We start from the raw sequence: 24,687 nt of genomic DNA on the forward strand, positions 1-24,687 counted from the left end.
AAACCGGTTGTTCACTCTCTCAATCCCGTTAATATTAAATATACATCTGACTTTTATCCGGAGAGATAAATGGTATCGAATTTATTGGAGGCCGACGTCGAGACCGTCCTCGACGCGGCGTTCGCCGGGGGCGACGAAGAGCTACTTATCGTCGATCCCTCCGCGGAGACGATCGTATCGCTGATCGAAGCCGCCGTCGACCGCGACGACCTCCCGGAACTGTCGATGTTGGCGGACGAACGGACGCTGAAAGACGTGATGGACGACTTCCTCGTCGCGTCGAAGGCCGCGGACCTCGTCGCCGACGGGGCGCTCAGCCTCCGGATCCTCGGCGGCGACGTCGACAACGCGCTGTTCGTCTCGCCGTCGCAGGTCGTCGTGCTCGTGAGCTCCGGTGACGAGGTGGCGGCGCTCTCGACGGACGACTCGGCGTTCGTCGACGCCGTCTTCGAGACGCACAGCGAGGCCTTCGAGAACGCCGAGGAGTTCGGGCTCCGAACCCCGGCCATCAGCCGCGTTCGGGAGACGCTCGCGGCCGAGATCGACGAGGAGACCCGTGACGACTTCGACGCGGTGCTCGCCTCGCTGAACGCGGCACGCGGGGACACCGGACTCGACGAGGTCACCGTCTCGCTGCTCGTCGCGGCGAAAAACGACGTGCTGCTGTACGACATCTCGAAGTGGGGCGAAGACGTCGGGATCGCCTCGAAGGCGACGTTCTCGCGCACGAAGACTCGACTCGAAGATATGGGGATCATCGACACGGAGAAAGTCCCGATCGACGTCGGTCGACCGCGGCTTCGACTCAAGCTCGGCGACGAGCGGCTCCACGGGGTCGACGCCGACGAGCTCGCCGGCGTCGTCGACGACCTGATGGCGTAGCGACGGACGACACCTATCGCCGGGTAGCCGGGCGCGACCACTGCCGCAGGGCGCTCTCAGTCACCGAACGCTTCGCCGCCGGCACCCGCGGGTTTTTTCCGCTCTGTCGCGTCGGTGGGCACATGGACATCGGACTTGTCGGCGACGGCCCCGCGGTCGACGCGGTCGACGCGGCGCTCGGCGACGTCGACGTGAACGTGATGCCCGTCGAGGTCGGACTACTGGACGGGTTCGACCTCGCCGTCGTCGTCGACACGGCCGGCTCGGCGACGTTCGAAGCCGCGAACGGCCTCGTCGACCGATGGGTCGCGATCGAAGTCGGCGGGCTCGGCGGCGTTCCGATCGCGGCCGTGGACGCGGCGGTGACCGTCTTCGACGACGCCTGCTACGACTGTCTCCGCCGTCGGGTCGCGAGCGGCGGGGCGGAGCCGGCGGAGGCGCCGCAGGGGCGGCGGTCCGCCGTGCGATACGCCGGTGCGGTGGCGGGTCGACGAACGATTCAGCTCCTCGCGGGCGACGGCGTCGGCGACACCGTCGTCGAGGTCCCCGGACCCGAGCGGCGGCTCCTCCCGGTTCCCGGGTGCGGCTGTGGGGCGGACCCCGATGACGCGCTCCCGCGTGCCCACGAGGACCGGTCGCTGTCGGCCGCCATCGAACGTGCCGAGCGCGCGGTGGACCCGCGGATCGGCGCGCTTTCGGAGGTCGGGGAACAGGCGTCGTTCCCGGTGCCGTACTACGTCGCCGGGGTCGCGGACACGACCCCGTTCTCCGACACGCGCGCCGCGGAGTTCGGCGGCGGCGTCGACGCGGACTGGGACGGCGCGTTCATGAAGGCGCTCGGCGAGGGGTTAGAGCGGTACGCCGCCGGCGTCTACCGCGGGGCGTCGTTCACCCGAGCCGCGGCCGCGGGCGTCCCGAACCCGGTGACGCCGGACGCGTTCGTCCGGCCGAAGAGCGCCGAGGCGTACGACCGGGAGAACCGGCTCCCGTGGGTCGCGGGCGAACGCCTCGCGACGGGCGAGCCCGCGAGCCTCCCGGCCGAGTTCGTCCACTTCCCGCCGCCGGAACGGCGATACCGACCCGCGATCACGACGGGGCTCGGCCTCGGGAACTCCGGACCGGAGGCAGCGCTGTCGGGACTCTACGAGGCGATCGAACGCGACGCCACGATGACGAGCTGGTACTCGACGGTCGAGCCGCTCGGCATCGAAGTCGACGACGAGACGTTCACCGAGCTGGAAAAGCGGGCGCGCGCCGAGTCGCTGTCGGTGACGCCGCTGCTCGTCACGACCGACGTCGACGTTCCCGTCGTCGCCGTCGCCGTCCACCGCAACGGCGACTGGCCGCGGTTCGCCGCCGGGTCGGGGGCGGACCTCGATCCGGTCGCGGCCGCTCGCAGCGCGCTCGCGGAGGCGCTCCAGAACTGGACGGAGCTCCGGGCGATGGGCGAGGACGCCGCCGCCGAGGAGAGCGCGGCGATCGGCCACCACGCCGACTTCCCCGACGAGACGCGGGCGTTCTTCGACCCGGACGCGACCGTGCTCGCGGGGTCGCTCGGTGAGCCGGAGCTGACGGGGACCGACGAGCTGTCGGCCGTCCTCGACCGCGTGGAGGGCGTTGGTCTCGACGCGTACGTTGCGCGGCTCACGACCCGCGACCTCGCCGGTCTCGGCTTCGAGGCCGTCCGGGTGCTCGTCCCCGGCGCGCAGCCGCTCTTTACGGGCGATCCCTTCTTCGGCGACCGCGCCCGCGACGTACCCCGGTCGATGGGATTCGAGCCGGCGCTCGACCGGGAGTACCACCCGTTCCCGTGACGCGGTCGGCGCGCTCCGCCGACCGCCGACCCGAGACCGCCGCCGCATCGCCCACCCATCCGGTTTAAGTCGGTCGCGGTCGCTCTCCCGCTATGGACGTCGTTACCGACGAGAGCGTCGAGGCGGTCGAGGCGGTCGAGAACGTGTTCCTCACGCAGGGCGCCGCCGGAGAACGGACGAGCATCCAGCGGTTCGTCATCGAGCCCGGGGCTGACGTGCCCGAGCACGACCACCACCACGAGCAGGTCGGCGTCGTGACCGAGGGGACCGCGACCTTCGTCGTCGACGGCGAGGAGCTCGCTGTCGGCCCGGGCGACACGTACGTCATCCCCGGCGACGAGCCGCACGCGGCGCGCAACGACGGCGACGAACCCGTCGTCGGCTACGACATCTTCTCGCCGCCGCGAGCGAATCCGGACTGGCAGGAGTGAACGCCGGGAAGCGAACCGACGGTGATTCCGGTCGGAGGCAACTCCCGCCACAGTCACACCCCCTTTATCAATCGGTCACGAAGCGGGAGTCGAGAATGGCACGCGTGAGCGCCGGCGCCCGGCTCCACTTCGGCTTCTGTAACCTGAGCCTCTCGCACGAGCGGCTGTACGGCGCGCTCGGACTGGGACTCGCCGAGCCGCGGGTCGTCGTCGACGCGGAGCCGGCGGCGTCGGTGCGCGTCGCTGTCGACGGTCCGACCGGGGGTTCCGATCGGATCGCCGTCGACGTTCGGGAGTACGCGACGCTCGCGGCGGACCTCCTCGGCGTCGAGGGCGCGGCCGTCACCGTCCGCGAGTCGCTGCCGCGTCACGCGGGGCTCGGAAGCGGGACGCAGCTGGCCGCGGCGACGCTCGCGGCGGTGGCGGCGGCGTACGACCGCCCGGCTCGCGTCCGCGAGCGTGCACCGGTGCTCGGCCGCGGCGGGCGCTCCGGCGTCGGCGTGGCGACGTTCGAGGACGGGGGGTTCGTCCTCGACGCCGGGCACCCGACCGCGCGGTTCACCACCGACCGCCCGGCCGACGGCGCGTGGACGGTCCCGCCGGTCGCCGCGAGACACCCGGTGCCGGACGACTGGCGCTTCCTGCTCGTGCGTCCCGACGCGGACCCCGGGCGGAACGGCTCCGACGAGGACGACGCGATGCGGACCGCGGTCGAGCGGGCCGACCCGGCCCTCGCCGACCGGATCGGCGGGATCGTCACCCGCCGCGTCCTCCCGTCGATCGCGACGGGGAACGCCGAGCGTTTCGGGGCCGCAGTCGCGGAGATCGGCCGGCTCAACGGCGCGTGGTACGCCGACGAGCAGGGCGGCGTCTACCGTCCGCCGGTCGGCGACGTGGTGGCGTCGCTGTCGGCGGCCGCGTCGGTGTTCGGCGCCGGGCAGTCGTCGTGGGGGCCGACGGTGTACGGCGTCACCGACGCCGAACACGCCGACACGGCGGCGGAGGCGGGAGAGCGCGCGCTCGACGAGGCGGGCGTCAGTGGAACCGTCTCCGTCGTCGAAGCGGCCCGGAGCGGGGCGATGGTGCGGCCCTCGGTCGACCGCTCTGACGAGCAACAACACTAAGCCGAGTGACGCCGCCATACGGAGTATGCCGAGTCTTCCGTTCGGCGTCGCCCGCCTCGACTCGATCCTCGACGGCGGTGCGCCGCCGGGGAACGTGGTGTTGCTCGCGGGCGAGTCCGGCGCCGGCGCGCGCGAGTTCTGCTACACGAGCGCGGCGATGAACGCCCTCGCCAGCGCCGACGAGGAGCTGTTCGACCTGTACTACGGCGACGTCGCCGCGGACGCCGCGGTTCCGGAGGACGTCCACTACATTTCGTTTACGGCCGACACGGGCGCGATCACCCGTGAGATGGGTTACACCATGGCCGATGAGATCGTCGACGCCGCGGTCGAGGAGATCGCCTTCCGCGACCTGTCGGCCGAGTTCTTCCAGCTCAGTCCGATTCCGCGCGACTGGTACGAGGAGGAGACCGCCTCGATAGCCGACCTCGGTGACCGCGGCGAGTACGAGGAGGTACTCACCGCGTTCGGCGACTACCTGTCTGCGCACGCGGAGGGAAGCCTCGTCTGTATCGACTCCGTCACGGACCTCGTGTCGATGGTCTCCGAGGACACCGAGTGGAGCGACATCGCCATGGTGATGAAGGGGCTGAAGAAGGCGGCCTACGAGTGGGGCGGGCTGATCCTCGTGTTGGTGAACACCGACTCGATCACGGACCGGGAGTTCGGGACGCTGATGGACGCCGCCGGCGGCACCCTTCAGTTCACGTGGGAGAGCGGCGGCTCACAGCGGGCCCGAACCATGTTCGTCCGGGAGTTCCGCGGTGTCCTCTCACAGCTGGAGGCGGAGAACATCGTCCGGTTCGAAACCGAGATCCACGACGGCGGCTTCGATATCAGCGACGTCCGCAAGATCAGGTGACCCCTTCGCCCGCGGTAAACGGCGAACTCTCCGGCAGTCGAGGGCGGCGTCGTATCGGCCGACTGCGCCGCGTCGGTCGGAGACGGCGTCATCCCTCGCGCCCAGTATCGATTCGGAGAACGACGCGACAGGTTACTTATGCGTGCCCGACAAACGGAGCGTAGATGACGGAGGACCCGCGATGAGCGACATCGGTCCGGCCGAGCGCCCGCACGACGAGGCGATCGAGGCCGCCGTCGATCAGAGCGACGACGCCGACCGCGAGGACCTGCTGAAACGTGCCATCGTCGCCCTCGCGGAGACCGAGGACATCGACGTCCCTGACGCTGAAGAGGTGGCCGCGATCCGCGCGGATCTGAACGAGCTCGACGCCGACCTCGACGAGAAAGTCTCGGACCTCCGTGAGCGGTTCGTGGAGCTCTACCGCGACCTCGAAGCGAAGGCTCCAGCGGATCACACGCACGAGGCGACCGACAGTCGTCTCGACGCCGTCGCGAGCGACGTTGATAACTTGGCCGCCGAGATCGACGCGGTCGCCGAGCGAGTCGACGAAACGAGAGACGACGTCGGCGACCGGCTCGCGCGCGTCGAATCCCGCACCGAGGAGCTCGACGCGCTGGAGTCGCGAGTCACTGAACTCGACAGCGGCGAACTCGACGACAAGCTCTCGCGGGTCGCGAGCGCGGTCGTGAGGGTCCGTCGTCGCTTGGAGGCCGCAGAGCGCGACCGCGCCGACCGAGAGCGACTCGACGCGCTGACGGCGGCCGCGAACCGCGCCGGCGTCCGCAAGGCCAAATGCACCGACTGCGGCGAGACCGTGAATTTGGGGTTGCTGACGACGCCCGAGTGTCCCCACTGCGGCCGCCGGTTCGCCGAGTTGGAGCCGAATCCCGGCTTCCTCGGAACATCGAAGCTGATCACCGAGGAACCACCGGCGCTCGACGGGGACGTGGACGCGAATGAGAACAGAGCCGGAGACGACTCGCGGGGCGTAACTGCCAGAGACGACACCGCCGACCGCGGGGGGACATGAGCGACGATCCGTTCGCCGAGCGGGATGCGGACGAAGCGCAGCGTGACCCCGTAGACGACCCCTTCGCCAGGCTGGGCGAGGGCGTAGACGGGTCGGCGACCGAGGCGACCGAGGCGACCGAAACGGACGACCCGCAGGAGCAATCCACTGCGACCGGTGCCGTCGACCCGTTCGACGAACTCGGTCCGACGACTGAGACCGAATCGGTGTCGGGCCTCGAGGACGCCTTCGAGCAGATGGACGTCAGCGGACCCGCGGCGGAGGACGTCTGGGAATCGCTTGACGAGGACGCCTTCGATGCCGGTCCTGCCGTCGGCGCGGACGATGCCCGCGAGAGCGCGGCGTCACCGAGATCTGCGGATTCGACCGGGAGCGGCGTCGAACACGTCGTGAACAAGCGGACACACTGCCAGCGGTGTCCACACTTTTCGGCACCCCCAAATGTCGCGTGCGGCCACGAGGGAACGACAATCGTAGAGGCGGCCAGTTTCGACGAGTTCCGCGTCCGGAACTGTCCGATGGTGTCGGAGGACGCTCCGACGTTCGACGCGGACGAGTGACGTGCTCATTTTCGGTTACTAGATCTGAATTCGTGCGGTCGAACGGTTGCTGAACACACTCAAGCGTATCGCGCAGAGAGTGTCGACCGTCCGTGGTATCGACTGATTCCGAGAAACAGCGAGGTGTCGAATTCGGTGCGGGATCGATAACCGGAGCGTTAGGGGATTCGATTACGATTATTCCGCTCGTGATCGCGCTCGCACTGCTGACCGACGTGTCGCTGCCGCACGCGCTCGTCGCCTTCGGCGTCTTCCAAATTGTCTGGGGGGTTCGGTACGGGCTCCCGATGTCCGTCGAGCCGATGAAGGCGCTGGCCGCGCTCGCCATCGCGGGGGCGCTGACCTACGCCGAGCTCGCGCTCGCTGGGCTCGTGCTCGGTGTCCTGTTACTCGCGATCGGGCTCTCGGGGACGCTCGCGCGGGTCGAACGGTACATCGGCGAGCCGGTGATCCGCGGGGTCCAGTTCGCCGTCGGGCTGATCCTGCTCGAAACCGGGCTCAACCTCGCGTTAGGAGACCCCACGCTCGCGCTCGCAGGCGTGGCGATCGCCGCGGCCGCCGCCGTCATGGGGTACGGGACGGCGAGTGCGCTCGCCGTCGCGGTCGCCGGGGTCGCGCTGGCGTTGTACGCGGCGGGGATCCCGACGGCACAGTGGCCGGGCGCGCCGCCGACTCTCACGCTCGGCGACGCGCTCACGCGGGCCACGGTCGACGGCGTTGTCGCGCAGTTGGCGATGACGATCGGCAACGCCGCGCTCGCGACGTCGCTGCTCGTTTCGGACCTGTTCGACGCCGAGGTGACGCCCGACGAGCTGTCGACGAGCATGGGCGCGACGAACCTGCTCGCGGTGCCGCTCGGCGGGATCCCGATGTGTCACGGCTGCGACGGCGTGGCCGGAAAGCACGCGTTCGGCGCGCGGACCGGCGGTGCGAACGTCGTGCTGGGGGTCGGGTACCTCGTCGCCGCGCTGTTCGCGACGTCCGCGCTGCTCGCCGCCTTCCCGGTGGCGATGCTCGGCGCGCTGCTCGCGATCGTCGCCGTCTCGCTCGCGCGCAGCGGACTCGACTCGGAGAACGTCGCGCTCTCGGTCGCGATCGGTCTCGCCGCGCTGGCGACGAACCTCGGGATCGCTTTCGTACTCGGCGTGGTCGCGCATCTCGTGTGGGAGCGGGTCGACGAGGGTGCGAACGATTGACGAACCGGTGATGGCTGCGATGGCGCGTGCCGCCGAGCGCCCTCGCGGCCGGGGCTTTGGAGGCGGTAGCCGTCGATCTCCCATCAGCGACAATTTATAAACGAACGGCCGGGGCTTCGGACGCCCTCACCGCCGATCTGCGGTCGACCACTTAGCAGCGAACGACTGAGGCCTCGGAGCTCAATACCGCGTCTCCGAGGCCGGCTATTTATAATAACTACTGTATCGACACTCGTCCGGAGCGCAGTCATCGGAGCTAAACGGCTCGACAACGTACGATCAGTATATATGCAGTTCTGTGACGACTGCGGGTCGATGATGGTCTCTCGCGACGGCGAGATGGTGTGTCAAAACGACGACTGCGGCGGTACCGCCGAGCGCGACGAGGCGCTTGCCGCCGACTTCGAGTCCACCACGGAACAGACCGACAGCGAGGTGATTGAGACCGAAGAGGGCGCGAACTTCGAGGGGAAGCCCACCGCGACCGACGTCGTCTGCGAGAAGTGCGGCCACGGCGAGGCGTGGTACACGATCAAACAGACCGGGGCCGCCGACGAGCCGCCGACGCGATTCTTCAAGTGCAAGGAGTGCGGGCGCCGCTGGCGCGGGTACAACTGAGCGCGATGAACGGTGCACGCTCGGGTGCGCATCTCCGCGCGGCAGCGCTGTTCGCCCTCTCGCTTCCGGTCGCGTTCCTCCTCGCGCGGACCGCGGGGTTCTGGCGGCTCCGGCTCGCGGTCGGTCGCCTCCTCGCGCTGCTGCCCGACGAGGACGTCCCCGGCCACGTGCGGGTGTTACCGCCGCCGGCAAACGAGTACGCCGGGACGCTCCCGACGACTCCGGCCGAGACCCGGGAACGGCTGCCCGAGGCGGGATTCTCGGAAATCGCTCGCGCGTACTTCCACGCGTACGACCGCGACGGCGAGCTGGTCCACGAGGTCGGCAGCTTCGTCTACCGACCGGCGGGACTCACCGGCGACTGGCAGGTCCACGTGCGGCTCTTTCCCGCGCCCGACGGGACGACGGAGGTGTGGGCGCACTGGGAGCGGAACCCGTACGTCGCCCCGCTCGCGCACCTTCGGATGGAGGGATATGACCCGGAACACGGCGAGCGGGTGGCCGCGGAGCTGATCGACGACCTGGAGTGAGCGCGACAGCCGACGATCCGATTCGAGGCGGTCAGTCGCTCCCGAGTCGCGGAATCAAGAACTCGGCCGCCGCCGCTCCGACGTCGCCCGCCTGCCCGACGAAGAAGTGGTCGGACCCGAATTCGGTCGTCCCGACGCCGAGCGCCTCGGCCCGGTCGACGACCGGACGCCACTCCGCGGTCGTGTCGCGGGCCGCGTACAGGACTCGAGCCGGGACACCCAGCGCCACGATATCGTCGAGGGCCGCGACCGCGTCGACGTCCGGGTTCAGGCGCGCCGTCGGCGCGAGCGCGCAGACCCCGGCGAGGCCGGGCCGGGACGCGGCGGTGACGAGGGCGATCGTCCCACCGAACGAGAAGCCGAACAGCCCGACGCGCTCGTAGCGCTCGGCCGCCCAACTGACCGCGGCGTCCGCGTCCGTGCTCTCGCCGTATCCCTCGTCCCAGTCGCCGTAGTCGAAGCGGAGACAGTCGACCCCGCGAGCGGTGAGCGCGTCGCTGACGGCGGCGAGTCGCTCGTCGCCGCGGTGACCGCGCTGCTGCGGGTGCGGCGGACAGGCGACGACGACCGCATCGGCCCGGTCGCCGTCGCTCGCGGCGGTGTCGAGACTGGCGCGCACGTCGCGCCCGCCGGGAATGAGAACGGTGTCGGTCACGGTTACGGGAGAGTCGCGGCGGTCGCCGCCGTCAGGGGACCTGCGTCACGCGGTCGACCCCGTCGATGTCGGCGAGGTCGGCCGCGAGCGCGTCTTGGTCGACACCGGCCTCGTAGTAGAAGACCAGATCGAAGGTGCCGTCTCGCAGGAGCTGCTGGCACTCCCAGACGAACGCCTCGTCGTCGAGGGTGAGTCCCTGGAACTGGTTCGACGAGAAGTTCGTGTCGTCGTTACCGGCCTCGATGTACGTCTCGCCCTTGTCGGCGTGGTCGGCGATGACCTCGTTCGCGTCGACGGTGAGTTCGTGCATCTCCAGGTCCTCCTGACCTCCGAGGGTCGTATGGATGATACACCCGAGGAGTTCGATGTCGCCCGGCTCCAGTAGGGCCTTCGTCCGCGTGTAGAGGTCGGAGTCGACTGTTTCGCTCATGACGGTAGTTTCCGGCTCCCCTGATAAACGGGTGACGGTTCACACGCGACCGGTATGTGAGCCGTCACCGAGCGAGCGTCGAACGCACTCACGCTCGGAGTCGGACCGAGGGGGCGTCGTCTCCCGTCTCGTCGACAGCGACGAGCCCGTCGTCCGCGAGATCTGAGACGAGCCCTCGCAGCCACTCCCTGCCGTGCTCGCCGTTGGGCGCGTAGTCCACGCGAATCCGGGGGCCCAACTCGTCGAGCGTGAGTTCGTCGTACTCACCGAGCGTCCGGACGACCCGTCCGCGGAACTGCCGACGGCTTCCTTCGAAGCTCGGCTGCGTGGGGACATCGGGTGCAGTGAAGTCACCGGTCTGGTAGGCGTGACACCACTCGCGCCACGGACACCCGGCCTCGTCACACCGCGGCGTCTTCCCGCAGGCGACGCCGCCGAGCTCCATGATCGCGTTGTTCCAGACGCGGGATTCTCCGGGTGGCATGACGTGCGACGCGACCCGTTCGAACGCCGCGTCGTCGTCGGGGGTCGCAAACGCGCGGTGAAGCACTCGCTTCACGTTGGTGTCGACCACGGCGTCGCCGTTGTCGAACGCGAACGACGCCACCGCGTTGGCGGTGTAGGGCCCGACGCCCATCAGCTCCTGCAGCTCGTCGGGCGACTCGGGGAACGCGCCGCCGTACGCCTCCTCGATCTGTCCGGCCGCCTCGTGGAGGTACTTCGCGCGGTTGTTGTAGCCGAGCGAGTGATTCGACCAGAAGGCGACCACGTCACCGCGGTCAGCGGCGGCAAGATCGGCGGTCGTCGACCACTCTTCGAGGAAGTCCTCCCACGCGGGGACGACCCGGTCGAGCTGCGTCTGCTGGCTCATCACCTCGCTGATGAGGATCTCGTACGGGTCGTCGGTGCGCCGCCACGGAAAGTCGCGGTGGTCGGCCTCGTACCAGTCGATCAGCGCGTCGCGGGCCGCGTCGAGATCGCGGGGGAGATCGGGCGCGTCGCCGTCGGCGAGCGCGGCGCCGCCGTCCGGATCGGTCATTACCAGTGGTGGGATCGGCGCCGGTTTATCGGTGCTGGTCTCGGCGTCGGTTTATCCGTGCTGGTCTCGGCGTCGGTTTATCGGTGCCGGTCTCGGTCACCCGCGAGCGGTCGCATCGACCGCGGATCGCGGTCGGGTCCCGGATACGCCCCGCCGACCGCCTCGGGATACAGCTTCGCGGGGGAGAATACGGTCGCGAACGCCCGCGGTTCGCGAACGCTCACCGGCAACCGGTCGCGGAGCCCGGCCGCCGCCCGCGGGCCGGTGAACGCGGGGTCGAGGCTGACGACCTGCATCGCAGCGCCGCGATACGCCGACCCCAACGCCGGGTGATCGCCGGTCGGATGCGCTGCTGGCTCCCGCCACGTCTCGACCGTCTCGCGCCAGTCGCCCGCGAGCGCGACGTCGGATAGGCTCGCGATCACCGCCTCCGCGTCGTCGAGGAGCGAGTCGCTGGCGACGAGCGTCGTCCACCCGTGCGAGCGCAGCGCGTCGAGCGCCTCGCGTGCCGCGCCCCCGACGAGGAGGTCGGCCGCGAGCACGTCCGCGTCGGCGACGACACGGGCGGGGCTCGGCTCGCGGTCAGGCGAGGACACGAGTCCTTCGTCGCTCTTCCCAGTCGCGTCGCCCTCCCCCTCCCCGACCGTGTCACGGTCACGCCGGTCCGCGAGCGCCGCTCGCACCGCGTCCTCGTCCACGTCGTATCGGGCCGCCCGCTCGAAGAGATCGCCGAAGGTCATACGCGGGTGGTCGACCGCCACGGGTATCGGCTTTGCGACGGCGACGCGACTGCCCACCGTCGACGAATGCCGCCCCGTTTTTACCGTTCGGGTCGTACTCCATGACATGGGATCTCGCGATTCGTCACTTCTCGATTCGTTCCGCGAGCCGGAGTACACGGGCGAGAACCGCTGCGTGCCGTGTACGGTTATCAACGCCGCGCTCGCGGTCGTCCTGACGCTTCTCGCTTCGGCGCTCGGCCCGGTGGCCGCGCTCGTCGTGTTGACCGGCTCGGCGGCGAGCATCTACTTCCGCGGCTATCTCATTCCCGGGACGCCGGAGCTCACGAAGCGGTACCTCCCTGACCGCGTGCTCGCGCTGTTCGGGAAGGCACCGGAGGGCCCCCGCGAAGGCTGGGAGCGGGGTGGTCCGGTGACCGTCACCGACGAGACCGCGGCGGCGACGGGTGACGACGGGGAAGTCGTCCGCGTCACGGATACCGACGAGGCTGTCGACACGGGTGAGGATCCGGCCGACGACGAGCCGGAGTTCGAGACGGTCGAGCGGATCCGCGACCGGCGCGAGAACGCGGTCGATCCGGTCGAGTTCCTCCTCGACATCGGGGTGATCGAGCGGACGGACGGCGTCGAGGAGCTGACCTTCGAGCCGGCGTTCGCCGAGCGAGTGGCGGAACGCGTCTCGTCGCTCGACCGCGACGACGTCGACGCCGAGACGCTCGCGACGATGTTCGGCGTCGGTCCGGACGAGGTCGAGATCCAGGACCGGTCGTACCCCGCGGTGACCGTTCTCCGGCGGGTGCGCAAGTGGCCGGGTGACGGCGCGTTTCTCTCCGACGTCGCCTCACACCTCGCGCTCGCGGAACGCACGGACCGCTGGCTGGAGGTACCCGCGGAACAGCGGCTCTCGATTCTCCAGTCGCTCCGGTCGTTCCACGCGTCGTGCCCGGTGTGCGGCGGCGAAATCGCTGCTACGGCCGACACCGTCGAATCCTGCTGTCAGGCCCACGAGGTCGTCGCGATTCGGTGTGAGGCGTGCGGCGAGCACATCCTCGAACTCGACCCGGAGGCGGTCGCGACGCCCGGAGAAGACACGGGAATTACGCCCTGAGCGGGCAGATATCAACCGGACATCGCCGGTCAGCTCATGTCGACTCGCGGGTCGAGGTAGCCGTACGCCAGGTCTTGGACGACGTTGCCCACGACGCCGACGCCGATGACGACGACCGTGCCGCCGAGGAGGACGGGGAGGTCGCGATCGCTGACCGCCTCCAGCAACAGCAGCCCGAACCCGTCGATCCCGAACAGGACCTCGATCACGAACGTGGCGAGCACCAGCAGTCCGAGCGCCTCCGTGAACAGCATCGAAAAGAAGGGGATCGCGGCGTTTCGAAGGACGTGCGTCGCGACGCGGGCGCCGGACGCCCCCTTCGCGCGAACGAGCGCGACGAAGTCGGCAGTCGCGTACTCCCGGGAGTGCGCCCGGGCGTAGCTGACGTACCCTCCCACGAGCGTCGTGAACGTGAGGGCGATCGGCAGCAGGTGCTCGTACACGAGCGGGGAGCGGGCCGCGGGATCCTCTAGGGTCAGCGAGAGCAGCATACCGCCGATCCAGAAGTTCGGGAGCGCGAACAGGAGGTACGCGGTCCCGACGCTCCCGGAGCCGAGTCGACTCTCGGGACGTAAGGCCGCGAACATCCCGATTCCGATGCCGACGACGATCGCGAGCGCGAGCGCGGGGAGCACGTACGCAGCCGTGCGAACGACCGCGTCGGCCACGAGCGGAAACACCGGCTCCCCCGACGAGATGGAGACGCCCCAGTCGAGCGTGACCATCCGGCCGATCCAGTCGACGTACACCTCCCAGAGCGGCCTGTCGAGCCCGCGGGCGGCGAGGTATTCCGCGCGGATCTCCGCGAGCGCCTCCGGGTCGTTCTCGCCGGCGAACCGCGCGAGCCCGATCCGCCCCGACAACACCCAGTCGTCGGTGAGCGTGAACAGCGCGAACACCGACGTGAGTACGATCCACGCGGTCGCCAGTCCCATCGCGACGCGCTTCGCGAGAACCCGAAGGGGATTCACCGAGAATCACCGCCCTCTCGGTGCCGTGGCTGATCGGGCGACGACGGGTCGAGACCGATCGGCCGATACCGGCCGTTGAGCGGGGAGGGCACGTTGCGGGAGGGTCGGCAGCGAGACGTATCAAACCAGGGGGTGGACGCGAACACCTGACGAGTACGGCCGGAAACAGACGGATACCGACGCTCAGCGCCGGATAGTTTAAGCAACTGTCGTCGATACACTCACCAACCGCCCTCCATATGTCATCGGCAGACGGCGACCCCCGATTCGAGAACGTCGACTGGGAGACGCTCGACCGCTCGCGAGCGACCGCCACGGCCGAGCGGGCGACGCTCCTCGGCGGCGTCCTGCTCGTCGCCCTGTTGTGGACGTATCAACGACGATCTGCCGGACTGTACCTCGCGTCCGACTGGCGGCTCACGGCGATCGACTGGGCGTTCCTCCTCGCCGTCGCCGTCATCGTCGCGTACGGCGTCGTTCCGTTGGCACGCCGCTACCGCCGGCGACGCAACCGACGGGATCGCTCGGTGCTCGCGCTCGTGCGGAGGTATCCCGTTCCGGCGCTCGCCGCCGCGTTCGTCGCGGTCCTCCTCGTCGTCGGAACCGTGGGCCCGCTCGTGACCGGCTCGGCACCGCTGCGGTTCCAACACGCGTTTCACCCGCCCGTGGGGTTTACCAGCGCCGTGCCGCCGCAGGAGTGTCTCGGCACCGAGACGGGTGAGCCCTTCGAGCGGCTGTGTCACGGCTCGTGGGAATACCCGCTGGGAACGAACGAGCGAGGCCATCCGCTCGGATTCCTGCTCGTCGAGGGGGCCCGCGTGGCGACGTACGTCGTCGTCATCGCGGCCGCGTTCATCGTCCCGTTGGCCGCCGCGGTCGGCGTCATCGCCGGAATTCGTGGCGGGACCGTCGACACCCTGCTCTCGTCGTACGTCGACGTTCAGCTGTGTATCCCCGCGATATTGCTGTACTTCATCGGCTACGCTTACTACGGCCCCTCGCTGTTGCTGCTGCTCGTGACGTTCGGCCTGCTCAGCTGGGGCGGGATCGCGCGGCTCGTCCGCAGCGAGGTGATCCAGCGGCGCGGGGACGGGTACGTCCTCGTCGCGCGGAGTCTCGGCGCGTCCGACGCGTACATCGCTCGGCGACACGTCCTCCCGAACAGCACGAACACCCTCGTGCCCGCCGCGTTCCAGCTGCTCGCGCTGTTCGTGTTGATCGAGGCGGGCGTGGCCTTCCTCGGGTTCCACGAGATCGGGACGTACTCGTGGGGGTCGACGATCAGCGAGTCGATAAACGCCGCCGTCGCCGGACAGCTGCAGAGCCGCGCCGACGAACCGGCGTACCTGATCTGGTGGGTCTCGACGCTACCCGCCGTTGCACTGACTGCGACACTCGTCGCGTTCAAGGCGCTCGGCGACGGCGTCCGCGACGCGCTCGACCCGCGAGGTGGGCGTTGATGGCCGACACGCCGCTCCTCTCCGTCCGAGACCTCCGAACGCGCATCCGGACCGACGACGGCTGGCTCAACGCCGTCGACGGCGTGAGCTTCGAGGTCGCCCGCGGCGAGACGGTGTGTCTCGTCGGGGAGTCCGGCAGCGGGAAGAGCGTGACCTGCGAGTCGTTGACCGGACTCGTCCCTCAGCCCCCCGCAGCGGTGTCTGGCGAGCGCGTCGCGTTCGACGGGCAGTCGCTGCTCGGGCGAAGCGACCGGGAGCTCCGGTCCGTCCGCGGCTCTCGGATCGCACACGTGTTCCAGAACCCGCAGCAGGCGCTCGATCCGGTGTACTCCGTCGGAAAGCAGGCGATCGAGCCGATCCGGATCCACGAGGACGTGAGCCGATCCGCGGCCCGCGCCCGGGCGATCGATCTGCTGCGGCGCGTCGGGATCCCGCGCGCCGACCAACGGGTCGACGACTACCCGCACGAGTTCTCGGGCGGGATGCAACAGCGGGTCGCCATCGCGATCGCGCTGGCGGGGTCACCGGACCTCCTCGTGGCCGACGAGCCGACGACCGCGGTCGACGTGACGGTGCAGGCGCGCCTGCTCGACCTGTTTCGAACGCTCACCGGCGACGGAACAGGCATGCTGCTGGTCACTCACGACCTTCGGGTCGTCGCCGCGGTGGCCGACCGCGTGCTCGTGATGTACGGCGGCACCATCGTCGAGCGCGGGTCCGTGGAGTCGGTGTTCGCCGAGCCCGCTCACCCGTACACGCAAGCGCTGTTCGGCAGCTACGAGCGGGAACGTGGGGAGGCGACGATCGCGGAGCGCACCGCCCGCGGCGACGTGCCGACCGACGGCTGTCGGTTCCGCCCCGAGTGTCCGCACGCGGTCGAGGCGTGTGCTGGCGGTTCGCAGCCGGCGTTTCACGGCGCGGGAGGCGGTTCCGACGGTGAGAGCGGCGACGAATCCACCGATCACGCCGTCTCCTGTGTCCACTACGCCCCCGACGGCGACGCCTCGCGCATTCGCGCTACCGCTACGTCACCGATGGCGAACCAAGAGTCGCGGGCCGCTGGCGACGGACCGCTCGGACGAGACGCCGATTCAACGAATACGACTGATACGAGCGTCGGGACGGACGAACGGAGGGATTTCGTCGATGAGTGACGGGCCGCTCTGTGTCGCGCGAGACCTCGAAAAGCACTATCCGATCACCCGCGGCTGGCTCCGCCGCGAGGTCGGGCGCGTCCGCGCCGTCGACGGCGTGAGCTTCGAGGTCGCCCGCGGCGAGGCGCTCGGGCTCGTGGGAGAGTCCGGCAGCGGCAAGACCACGGCCGCACACGCCGTGTTGGGCCTCGAATCCCCGACCGGCGGGGAGGTCCGGTTCGACGGAACGCCCGTCTCGGAGCTGTCCGGCGACGCGCTGGGGGAGTTCCGTCGACGCGCACAGCTGATCGTCCAGGACCCGAACGACGCGCTCGATCCGCGGATGACCGTCGGCGAGGCGGTCGCCGAGCCCCTCCGGATCCACGGCATGGACGACGCCGCCCGTCGCCGGGCGATCGCCGCGGACGCCCTCGACCGGGTCGGCCTCTCGGCGGACGACGTCGAACGGTACCCGCACGAGTTCTCCGGGGGCGAGAAACAGCGGATCTCCATCGCTCGCGCGCTGGTCGTCAGCCCGGACCTCATCGTCGCCGACGAGCCGACGAGCGCGCTCGACGCGCGGGTCCGCGCGGAGATCCTCGACCTGCTCGATCGGGTCCGCAGCCAGTTCGACATCGCCGTGCTGTTCATCAGCCACGACCTCGACGTGATCAAGCGCTTCTGTGACCGCGTCGCCGTGATGTACCTCGGCGAGATCGTCGAGCGCGGGACGACCGCGGACGTACTGGCCGATCCGGCGCACCCGTACACTCGGGTGCTGCTCTCGTCGGTGCCGTCGCTCGACCCGACGGACCGACGTCTCGGGCGACCGCTGACCGACACCGTGCCGGAGCCGAGCGACCCCCCGAGCGGCTGCCGGTTTCACCCGCGCTGTCCTGCCGTGATCCCCCCCGACGGCCTCGGCGTCTCGGCCGAGGCGTGGCGGTCGATCGCCCGGTTCCGGTTCTCCGTGCAGGCCGGCGAACTCCCGGACGCCGCGGTCGGCAGTGAGGGTGGAGCCGGGACCGACACCGACGACGCCGCGGGGACCACACCCGCCGAGGTGCGCCGCGCCGTCGACCTCGCGGAACCGCTACCCGATCCGGACGCGGAGCGGGCGGTGGCGAAGGCGGCCGCCGCGCTCGCCGCGGGGGACATCGCCGAGGCGAACGACACGCTTTCCGGGGCGTTCCGTAGCGTCTGCGAGCGAAAGACCCCGAACGCGATCGAACTCGATCCCGGCGACGGAGACGGGTTCGATCCCGGCGACGGAGACGAACTCACCCTCGGAAACGAGCGCGAGCGTCGGGCCCCGAGCCGGTCAGCGCGGTGTCTCAGGTACGATCCGAGCGTCGCGGCCGAGCCGCCGGCACGGGTCGATAGACGCGAGGAAAATGAAAGAGCCGGTCGCTGACGGGTGCGTGCGTACCGGCGAGAAAGTGCTACATCTCGAACGCTTCCCCACTGGTTACCGAAGTGCAAGGAGAAAGCTCCGTGCTTTAGCGCGGGGATGAATCCGACAACCCCCTGCACCAACTACGACAACGCTCTGTCCGGATGTTTAAAATGGGTGGTTGTCGTACTAATAGGTAACCGAGGCGGCCTGCCCGCCCACCTAATCGGACAATATCGGGATTCCCCGATTCCACGCAGAAAACATCCTTTCTGTGCTTGGAGTTCGGGACGCAGTCAGCAAAAGTATCTCCGAATCCCATGCCGGAATAGGAGTAACGGCTGGTTGGCACAGCCAGTAGCTGCCTTTCGAGGCTGCTACAAACCGTAACCATCCCAACCCAGCGGCGCGGTGCCGTGGGAATCTTCGCCCTTCAGGGCGGAGAGGATGTCAAAGTTGGCGATACCGTTCGGCGGCTCGGTATCCACCTGTACTCTATCTCGGTTCCGCACTCCGGGCAGCCGAAGAGCTCTGTTTTCATCAGACAACGATTCTTTCAACCACCGATTACGTCTGTGAGTAATCCGACGGGGAGGGTTTCTGCGTTGACCGATCGAGAGCACAGAAACCATCAATTACTGAGAATTTCTGCAGAGCCGGACTGACGTAACGCGGGTCTACCGATCCGACGTTTCGGATATGATATTTATAACTATATTCACAAGGAGAACATACTTGAATGAAATGGAACGAGATCACGTAACTGATGACGACGAGGGCAAAGCCGTAGTCGACTCTCACGGTGAAAAGATCGGGATGATCACGGAGGTCAAATCCGGTACCGCGTACGTGAACGCGGATCCGGGCCTCGCTGACACCATCCGCTCGAAACTCGGCTGGGCCGACGCCGACGACGAGGACTATCCGCTCGAGAACGACCGTATACACACCGTAACCGACGACGAGGTTCGACTCCTGGACGAATTTTAAGCGGGTATCGTCCACCGGCGTCCGGACCACTTTTCGAAATCGATGGGGTGGAATACCGTGGAACAATGTGCGCGTGTTGACACCTGCTTGAGAGCACATAAGTAGCGAGCGCTCCAAATCACCGGTATGGCCGTACCACGCCTCGTTTACGACGATGAGTGCGGTTTCTGTATGTACATGACCCGGTGGCTATTGCGGTTCGGCGAGTTCGACCCCGTGGGGTTCGACGAACTCACCGCGGACCAGAAGGCCCGGCTACCAGACGAATACGAGACTTGCATGCACCTGTTGACCGACGAAGCGGTGTACTCCTGCGGCCACGCTCTCGAACAGTGCGTCAGTCGCTGTGGGGTCGTCGGCCGAGGTGTCGTTCGCGCGGCGCGTCTGCTTCCGTACTCGGAACGGATCCGGGAACGCGGCTACCGATTCGTCGCCGACCGCCGATCGATTTGGGGGCGGTTTCGGTCCTGCGAGCACGTCCAAGGGAGCCTCTCTGGTTCCCAATCCGGGACATCCCGACAGAACCAGTGAACCGCCACCGAACGCACGGCCGTCCGTGCCGTCAGGTCGACCAAACACGCGGCGATCCGTGCCGTCAGGTCAACGAACGATTCGGACCGTGGCCTCCCCGGCGAGTCCCTTGCGGTCGGCGTCGGCGGTGTTGATCGCGGCGCCGATCGTGTGATCGCCCGGCTCGGCGGGGACCCACTCGCTGTCCGAGACGCGGAACAGCTGGTCCCACCGCTTCCGGAACTCCTTGCGCTCGCCGCGATCGAACTCGAAGCGCCCCGGCTCGTCCGGCGGGTCCCGAAGCGGGACCGCCGAGGCCTCGACGTCGCCGTCGACGCTCCACTCCCACAGGAGCGGCGACGCCGTCGGAATCGACACGGGGAACGGCATGTGGTTGCGGATCGTCACCGCGAAGGGGATCGATTCGCCGACCGCGTATTCCGACTCCGGCGTACGCACGTCGACGGAGACGAACCGATGACGGAGCCGGCGGGGGACGAGCAGATCGCTCAGCGTCGAGGAGGGGACGGATCGGAACGCCTGGAGCTTCGTCTCGCGCTTCCGCTCGTTCGGCGCATGCGACTCGTCGTCGTCTCGGTGGAGCGCGTCCGACTCGTAGATCCGACGCATTAGGTGTCGTACGCCCAGGCGAGAATAAAGCGTTGCGGCCGGGGACGGCGAGCCCGGCGACCCGGGCGGGACGTGCCGAGCGTTCGTCCTACGAGTCAGTCGTCCGCGTGCCCGCGGTCGACGTCGGCGTCGGTCCCCACGGAGCGACCAGTGGTGCGGAACGTCTCGGTCGACTCGTCGAACCGTTCGTCGTATCGGAGACACGCGATCTGATGGTCCGTCCCGATATCGTAGGCGGTCGGATGGTGCTGCGAGCAGGGTGACGTGAAGGCCTCTTCCAACGCGGCCGACGCCTCCGCAATTTGCTCGGCGTGGAGCGTGTCGATCGCTTCGGTGACGGCCGCCTCCGCGTCCGCGTCCGGTAGCTCGCTCGGCAGGTCGAACTCCTCACGGACCATACGGCCGAAGACGTCCCGAGACGCGTCGCTCGGGTCCTCCCGGGTGCCGGACACGTCGTCGGTCAGCTCGGCCGTGACCGACTCGACGGAGTCGGCCTGTGCCGCCCGTAGCTTGAAGTCCATCACCGAGCGCCAGAGCCCCTGTGAGAGGTCGTAGTCGTCGTCGCGGATCACCTTCGGGCATCGGGTGTGGAACCGACAGCCAGAGGGCGGATCGAGCGGCGAGGGGACCGTCCCGGACAGGAAGATCTGCTCGCTCTCCCACAGCGGGTCGGGCTCGGGGATCGCCGAGAGCAACGCCTCCGAGTAGGGGTGATACGGCGGTTCGAACACGTCTCGCGTCGGGCCGACCTCGGCGATTTCACCGAGATACATCACGGCGATGCGGTCCGAGATGTGCTCGACCACGCTGAGGTCGTGCGCGATGAACACGTACGAGAGTCCGAACTCTTCCTGTAAGTCCTCCAGCAGGTTGAGGATCTGCGCCTGTACGCTCACGTCGAGCGCGGAGACCGGCTCGTCACAGACGATCACTTCGGGATCGACCGCGAGCGCCCGAGCGATCCCGATCCGCTGGCGCTGGCCGCCCGAGAACTCGTGCGGGTAGCGGCTGGCGTGGCTCGGGTTGAGCCCGACCGTTTCGAGCAGTTCGTAGATCCGTTCTTCGCGCTCGTTCCCCGATGCGATACCGTGGATGTCGAGCGGCTCGCCGATGATGTCGCCGACGGTCAGTCGCGGGTTCAGACTGGAGAAGGGGTCTTGGAAAATGTACTGAATATCCTTCCGGAGGCTCCGCAGCTCGGAACTGGACAGCTCCGTGAGGTCCTGTCCCTTGTAATAGACGGAGCCGCCGGTCGGCTCGATCAACCGGAGCATGCTCCGGCCGAGCGTCGTCTTCCCGCAGCCGGACTCGCCGACGACGCCGAGCGTCTCGCCTTCGTACAGTTCGAGGTCGACGCCGTCGACCGCCTTCACCCACTGTGACCGACCGAACAGCTTGTCGACGAACCCGCCGGTCGAGTCGTAGTACTTCTCGAGCCCTTCGATCCGAAGAATCGGCTCGGCGCTACTCATGAGAATCACCCCCGACGTACTGCTCGACGGTATCGTCCGTCGGCCCGTCGACCTCGACGGAGTAGGTGAGGCCCTGCGAGAGCCCCTCCGTGTACTCGATACACGCCGCGGCGTGCTCGGTGTCGAGCGTTGCCTCGCGGCCCGTATCCACGTCGGTGAGTGCCGGCTCGGTCCGGGTGCACTGCTCCTCGGCGAACGGACACCGTGGATGGAAGCTGCAGCCGGACGGGAGCTCGACGAGATCCGGCATCGTGCCGGGAATCGTCTGGAGCCGGTCTCGTCCGTCGCCGACCCGTGGGATCGAGCTCATGAGCCCGACGGTGTACGGGTGTTTCGGATCGTAGTACAGCTCCTCGACCGACGCTTTCTCAACCGGCTTCCCAGCGTACATCACCATCACGCGGTCGCAGACTTCGGCGATGACGCCGAGGTCGTGCGTGATGAGCTGGATCGCCGTGTCGAAGTCGTCGGCCAGCCCCCGAAGCTCGTCGAGGATCTGCGCCTCGATCGTCACGTCGAGCGCGGTCGTCGGCTCATCGGCGACGATGAGATCGGGGTCACAGGACAGCGCCATCGCGATGATCGCCCGCTGTTGCATCCCGCCCGAGAACTCGTGCGGATAGTCCGAGAACCGAGATTCGGCCTCGGGAATCCCCACGCGGTCGAGTAGCTGGATGGTCCGCGCGCGCGCCTCTTCGGCCGTGTAGTCGAGGTGGTGCTCGATCGCCTCCGCGATCTGCCCACCGACCGTGTACACGGGGTTGAGTGCGGTCTGTGCGTCCTGGAAGATCATCGCGATCTCGTTGCCGCGGATCGCGCGGATCTCCGATTCGGACAGCTCGAGGAGGTCTTCACCTTTAAATCGAATCTCGCCGCTCTCGATCTGTCCGGGGCTGTCGATCAGCCGAAGCACGGAGAGCGCGGTGACGCTTTTGCCCGCGCCGCTCTCACCGACCACGCCGAACTTCTCACCGCTCTCGATTCGGTACGAGAGGTCGTCGACGGCGGTGACGACGCCCTCCTGCGTGTAGAAGCGGACCGTGAGGTCCTTCACTTCGAGTAGGGGGGGCATTAGTCCTCACCTCCGCGGCCGACACCGGTCTGTTGTGCGTCCAACGCGTCGTTGATACCGTCACCGATCATGTTCATCGACATCACGAAGACGAAGATCGCCACACCGGGGTACACCGTCGCCCACCACGGGATCTGTCCGCCGGGACCCTGAATCAGCGTATCTCGGGTCTCGTCGAGCATCGTTCCCCACTCGGCCGTGCTCGGGTCCATACCGAGCCCCAAGAACCCGAGCGCGGCGACGCCGATCACGACGCTGCCGATGTTGAGCGACGCCAGCACGATGAGCGGCGGCATCGCGTTCGGCGCGATGTGTCTGAAGACGACGGAGCGGTCGCGCGCCCCGAGCGCCTTCGCCGCCATCACGTACTCGTTTTCTTTGATCTTCAACACCTCACCGCGGACGAGGCGCCCGTAGCCGGCCCAGCCGAAGAGGCTGAACGCCAGTACGAGCTGCCAGTAGCCGCCGCCGAGAATGGCGACGATGATGAGCGCCAGAATGAGTCCGGGGAACGCGAAGATGGTGTCGACGATCCGCATCATCAGCTCGTCGACGTTCCCGCCGTAGTAGCCGGAAATGGCGCCGTAGATCAGTCCGAACGAGGCGGTCAACCCGACGACGATGAAGCCGATCGAGATGCTGTAGCGACCGCCGACGAGGATCCGCGAGAACAGGTCGCGGCCCGAGCCGTCGATCCCCATCGGGTACTCCCACGACGGCGGATCGTACGTGCTCACGCTCGGATCTTGCAGATACAGGATCGTCGTCGGGTCGTACGGGGCGAGCGAGAACGGCTGGACGACGAACCCGAACGCCTCGATCGGGCGGGCGAACGTCGCCGCGAGCGCCATCAGGACGACGATGACTAACGCGCCCATCGCCGACCGGTTCCGGACGAACCGCTGGAGCCCGCGACGCCAGCGACCGACCGTTTCTCCGCTCGTTCCGTCCGTCCAGTCGGAGAGGGGGTCCCGCTCCGTGACGCGCTCGGAGTCGAAGCCGGTGACCCGGATTCGGCCGCGCTCGTCGTGTGTCTGTCGTTGCTCAGTCATATCTGATCCTCGGGTCGAGTGCCGCGTACACGATGTCAGCGACGAGGTTCGCGAGAATAACGAAGAAGCCGGTGAACAGCGTGATCGCCATCACCACGTTGATCTCGCGTTGGTTGATCGCGGTAATGAACTCCCGACCGAGTCCCGGCCAGTTGAACACGACCTCGACGACGACCGAGCCCGCGACGATGGACGCCGTGAGCGTCGCCGCCAGCGTGACGACCGAAATGAGGGAGTTCCGAAGCACGTGTTTCAGAATCACCGTTCGCTCGGGGAGGCCCTTCGCGCGGGCCGCAGTGACGTACTCCTTGTTCAGCTCCTCGGTCATCGACGTCCGCATGACGCGCATGATGCTCGCGGCCGACGCCGTACCGATCGTGACTCCGGGTAAGATGAGATACCAGAGCATGTCCGGGTGGTACAGCGGCTGCCGTGATGGCGGTAACACGGGGAACAGCCCGAGGTACAGCGAGAAGATCAGGATCAACATCAGGCCGAGCCAGAAGTTCGGGATCGAGATCCCCGACAGCGCGACGAAGCGGCTGACGGTGTCGCCGAGCTGGTCCTTGTTGACCGCCGCGTAGATCCCGGCCGGGATGGCGATGACGAGCGCGAACGCCCAGCCGAAGAGGCCGAGCGCGATCGTCTCGGGGAGGCGCCGCCACACGATGGCGGACACCTCGCGGCCGGTCCGGAGCTCTTGGCCGAAGTCGCCGACCAGGACGTTCGAGACCCAGGTGAGGTACTGTTCCCAGACGGGCCCGGACAGCCCCCAGCGCTCGCGGAGGGCGGCCTCCTCGGCCGCGCTCACGTCCGGATTCAGCGCGACCAGCTGTGTGACCGGGTCGCCGGGCGTGAGGTGGAACAGTCCGAACGTGATCACCGAGACGCCGAACATGATCGGGACCACCGATAGTGCGCGTTTCAGAATGAAACGTTGGAGGCTCATCGTCGCTGAATCATCGTGATTGGCTCATTTGTC

General features: G+C 68.2%; 26 protein-coding genes. 16 read left to right on the forward strand and 10 right to left on the reverse strand.

Translation table 11 applies throughout. The features are described 5' to 3' along the window. The first annotated feature begins 69 nt into the window (after positions 1-69). From tbsP to ACNSN4_RS11125, 10 genes are all read left to right on the forward strand, one after another. Positions 70-882, forward strand: coding sequence for a transcriptional regulator TbsP (gene tbsP / locus ACNSN4_RS11080; protein WP_418285876.1), 813 nt, complete (start codon positions 70-72; stop codon positions 880-882). A gap of 122 nt (positions 883-1,004) precedes the next feature. Beyond that, positions 1,005-2,696 carry a YcaO-like family protein gene (locus tag ACNSN4_RS11085; protein WP_418285877.1) on the forward strand — a complete coding sequence of 564 codons (1,692 nt, stop codon included), beginning with the start codon at positions 1,005-1,007 and terminating at the stop codon, positions 2,694-2,696. Between the two features lie 92 nt (positions 2,697-2,788). Next, on the forward strand, positions 2,789-3,127 hold the full coding sequence (locus tag ACNSN4_RS11090; RefSeq protein ID WP_418285878.1) for a cupin domain-containing protein: 339 nt from the start codon (positions 2,789-2,791) through the stop codon (positions 3,125-3,127). Positions 3,128-3,222: 95 nt separating this feature from the next. Next, positions 3,223-4,251: a beta-ribofuranosylaminobenzene 5'-phosphate synthase family protein gene (locus ACNSN4_RS11095; RefSeq protein ID WP_418285879.1), complete on the forward strand. Its 1,029-nt coding sequence runs from the start codon at positions 3,223-3,225 to the stop codon at positions 4,249-4,251. Between the two features lie 25 nt (positions 4,252-4,276). Continuing rightward, positions 4,277-5,113 carry an RAD55 family ATPase gene (locus ACNSN4_RS11100; protein ID WP_418285880.1) on the forward strand — a complete coding sequence of 279 codons (837 nt, stop codon included), beginning with the start codon at positions 4,277-4,279 and terminating at the stop codon, positions 5,111-5,113. Between the two features lie 181 nt (positions 5,114-5,294). Further along, entirely contained in the window at positions 5,295-6,146 is an 852-nt protein-coding gene (locus tag ACNSN4_RS11105; RefSeq protein ID WP_418285881.1) for a hypothetical protein, read from the forward strand. Next, positions 6,143-6,706, forward strand: coding sequence for a DUF8135 domain-containing protein (locus ACNSN4_RS11110; protein ID WP_418285882.1), 564 nt, complete (start codon positions 6,143-6,145; stop codon positions 6,704-6,706). The genes ACNSN4_RS11105 and ACNSN4_RS11110 overlap by 4 nt, the downstream gene beginning before the upstream one ends. A gap of 92 nt (positions 6,707-6,798) precedes the next feature. After that, positions 6,799-7,902, forward strand: a complete 1,104-nt coding sequence (locus ACNSN4_RS11115) for a putative sulfate/molybdate transporter (RefSeq protein WP_418285883.1) — start codon at positions 6,799-6,801, stop codon at positions 7,900-7,902. Positions 7,903-8,190: 288 nt separating this feature from the next. Beyond that, positions 8,191-8,520 (forward strand): transcription factor S, encoded by a 330-nt coding sequence (locus ACNSN4_RS11120; RefSeq protein ID WP_418285884.1) that lies wholly within the window; start codon positions 8,191-8,193, stop codon positions 8,518-8,520. 5 nt (positions 8,521-8,525) lie between these two features. Then, positions 8,526-9,050, forward strand: a complete 525-nt coding sequence (locus ACNSN4_RS11125) for a cupin domain-containing protein (RefSeq protein ID WP_418285885.1) — start codon at positions 8,526-8,528, stop codon at positions 9,048-9,050. Between the two features lie 31 nt (positions 9,051-9,081). Here ACNSN4_RS11125 and ACNSN4_RS11130 read toward each other — a convergent pair whose 3' ends face one another. The 4 genes from ACNSN4_RS11130 to ACNSN4_RS11145 all read right to left on the reverse strand — a co-directional run bounded on the left by ACNSN4_RS11130 (position 9,082) and on the right by ACNSN4_RS11145 (position 11,914). Then, positions 9,082-9,705, reverse strand: coding sequence for a CocE/NonD family hydrolase (locus ACNSN4_RS11130; protein ID WP_418285886.1), 624 nt, complete (start codon positions 9,703-9,705; stop codon positions 9,082-9,084). 31 nt (positions 9,706-9,736) lie between these two features. Continuing rightward, the gene (locus ACNSN4_RS11135) at positions 9,737-10,135 is read right to left on the reverse strand and encodes a DUF5778 family protein (protein ID WP_418285887.1); all 399 of its coding nucleotides are present in this window, start codon (positions 10,133-10,135) and stop codon (positions 9,737-9,739) included. An 88-nt stretch (positions 10,136-10,223) separates the two neighbouring features. Further along, complete coding sequence (locus tag ACNSN4_RS11140; protein ID WP_418285888.1) at positions 10,224-11,174, reverse strand: HhH-GPD family protein; 951 nt, start codon at positions 11,172-11,174, stop codon at positions 10,224-10,226. A 77-nt stretch (positions 11,175-11,251) separates the two neighbouring features. Next, positions 11,252-11,914 (reverse strand): DUF7384 family protein, encoded by a 663-nt coding sequence (locus ACNSN4_RS11145; protein WP_418285889.1) that lies wholly within the window; start codon positions 11,912-11,914, stop codon positions 11,252-11,254. Between the two features lie 106 nt (positions 11,915-12,020). Between ACNSN4_RS11145 and ACNSN4_RS11150 the strand changes: the two genes are divergently transcribed. Next, entirely contained in the window at positions 12,021-13,022 is a 1,002-nt protein-coding gene (locus tag ACNSN4_RS11150; RefSeq protein WP_418285890.1) for a DUF8054 domain-containing protein, read from the forward strand. 29 nt (positions 13,023-13,051) lie between these two features. Here the strand turns inward: ACNSN4_RS11150 and ACNSN4_RS11155 are convergent, their stop codons facing one another. Further along, on the reverse strand, positions 13,052-13,993 hold the full coding sequence (locus tag ACNSN4_RS11155; protein WP_418285891.1) for an ABC transporter permease: 942 nt from the start codon (positions 13,991-13,993) through the stop codon (positions 13,052-13,054). 239 nt (positions 13,994-14,232) lie between these two features. On the opposite strand from ACNSN4_RS11155, the gene ACNSN4_RS11160 reads away from it, so the two are divergent. From ACNSN4_RS11160 to ACNSN4_RS11180, 5 genes are all read left to right on the forward strand, one after another. Then, complete coding sequence (locus ACNSN4_RS11160; RefSeq protein WP_418285892.1) at positions 14,233-15,453, forward strand: ABC transporter permease; 1,221 nt, start codon at positions 14,233-14,235, stop codon at positions 15,451-15,453. Beyond that, positions 15,453-16,607 (forward strand): ABC transporter ATP-binding protein, encoded by a 1,155-nt coding sequence (locus ACNSN4_RS11165; RefSeq protein WP_418285893.1) that lies wholly within the window; start codon positions 15,453-15,455, stop codon positions 16,605-16,607. The genes ACNSN4_RS11160 and ACNSN4_RS11165 overlap by 1 nt, the downstream gene beginning before the upstream one ends. Next, on the forward strand, positions 16,600-18,000 hold the full coding sequence (locus ACNSN4_RS11170) for an ABC transporter ATP-binding protein (RefSeq protein ID WP_418285894.1): 1,401 nt from the start codon (positions 16,600-16,602) through the stop codon (positions 17,998-18,000). The genes ACNSN4_RS11165 and ACNSN4_RS11170 overlap by 8 nt, the downstream gene beginning before the upstream one ends. A gap of 723 nt (positions 18,001-18,723) precedes the next feature. Further along, positions 18,724-18,969, forward strand: a complete 246-nt coding sequence (locus ACNSN4_RS11175) for a DUF8593 domain-containing protein (protein ID WP_418286364.1) — start codon at positions 18,724-18,726, stop codon at positions 18,967-18,969. A 126-nt stretch (positions 18,970-19,095) separates the two neighbouring features. After that, positions 19,096-19,500: a thiol-disulfide oxidoreductase DCC family protein gene (locus ACNSN4_RS11180; protein ID WP_418285895.1), complete on the forward strand. Its 405-nt coding sequence runs from the start codon at positions 19,096-19,098 to the stop codon at positions 19,498-19,500. Positions 19,501-19,569: 69 nt separating this feature from the next. On the opposite strand, the gene ACNSN4_RS11185 is transcribed toward ACNSN4_RS11180, so the two are convergent. The 5 genes from ACNSN4_RS11185 to ACNSN4_RS11205 form a co-directional block, all read right to left on the reverse strand. Continuing rightward, positions 19,570-20,109: a DUF7974 family protein gene (locus ACNSN4_RS11185; protein WP_418285896.1), complete on the reverse strand. Its 540-nt coding sequence runs from the start codon at positions 20,107-20,109 to the stop codon at positions 19,570-19,572. A gap of 95 nt (positions 20,110-20,204) precedes the next feature. Next, positions 20,205-21,581, reverse strand: a complete 1,377-nt coding sequence (locus tag ACNSN4_RS11190; protein ID WP_418285897.1) for an ABC transporter ATP-binding protein — start codon at positions 21,579-21,581, stop codon at positions 20,205-20,207. Next, the gene (locus ACNSN4_RS11195; protein WP_418285898.1) at positions 21,574-22,653 is read right to left on the reverse strand and encodes an ABC transporter ATP-binding protein; all 1,080 of its coding nucleotides are present in this window, start codon (positions 22,651-22,653) and stop codon (positions 21,574-21,576) included. The genes ACNSN4_RS11190 and ACNSN4_RS11195 overlap by 8 nt, the downstream gene beginning before the upstream one ends. Then, positions 22,653-23,705, reverse strand: a complete 1,053-nt coding sequence (locus ACNSN4_RS11200) for an ABC transporter permease (RefSeq protein ID WP_418285899.1) — start codon at positions 23,703-23,705, stop codon at positions 22,653-22,655. Before ACNSN4_RS11200 ends, ACNSN4_RS11195 begins: the two co-directional genes overlap by 1 nt. Next, positions 23,698-24,654: an ABC transporter permease gene (locus tag ACNSN4_RS11205; protein WP_418285900.1), complete on the reverse strand. Its 957-nt coding sequence runs from the start codon at positions 24,652-24,654 to the stop codon at positions 23,698-23,700. The genes ACNSN4_RS11200 and ACNSN4_RS11205 overlap by 8 nt, the downstream gene beginning before the upstream one ends. Between the last annotated feature and the right edge of the window lie 33 nt (positions 24,655-24,687).

It is taken from the genome of Halorubrum marinum, from assembly GCF_048381195.1.
GTDB lineage: Archaea > Halobacteriota > Halobacteria > Halobacteriales > Haloferacaceae > Halorubrum.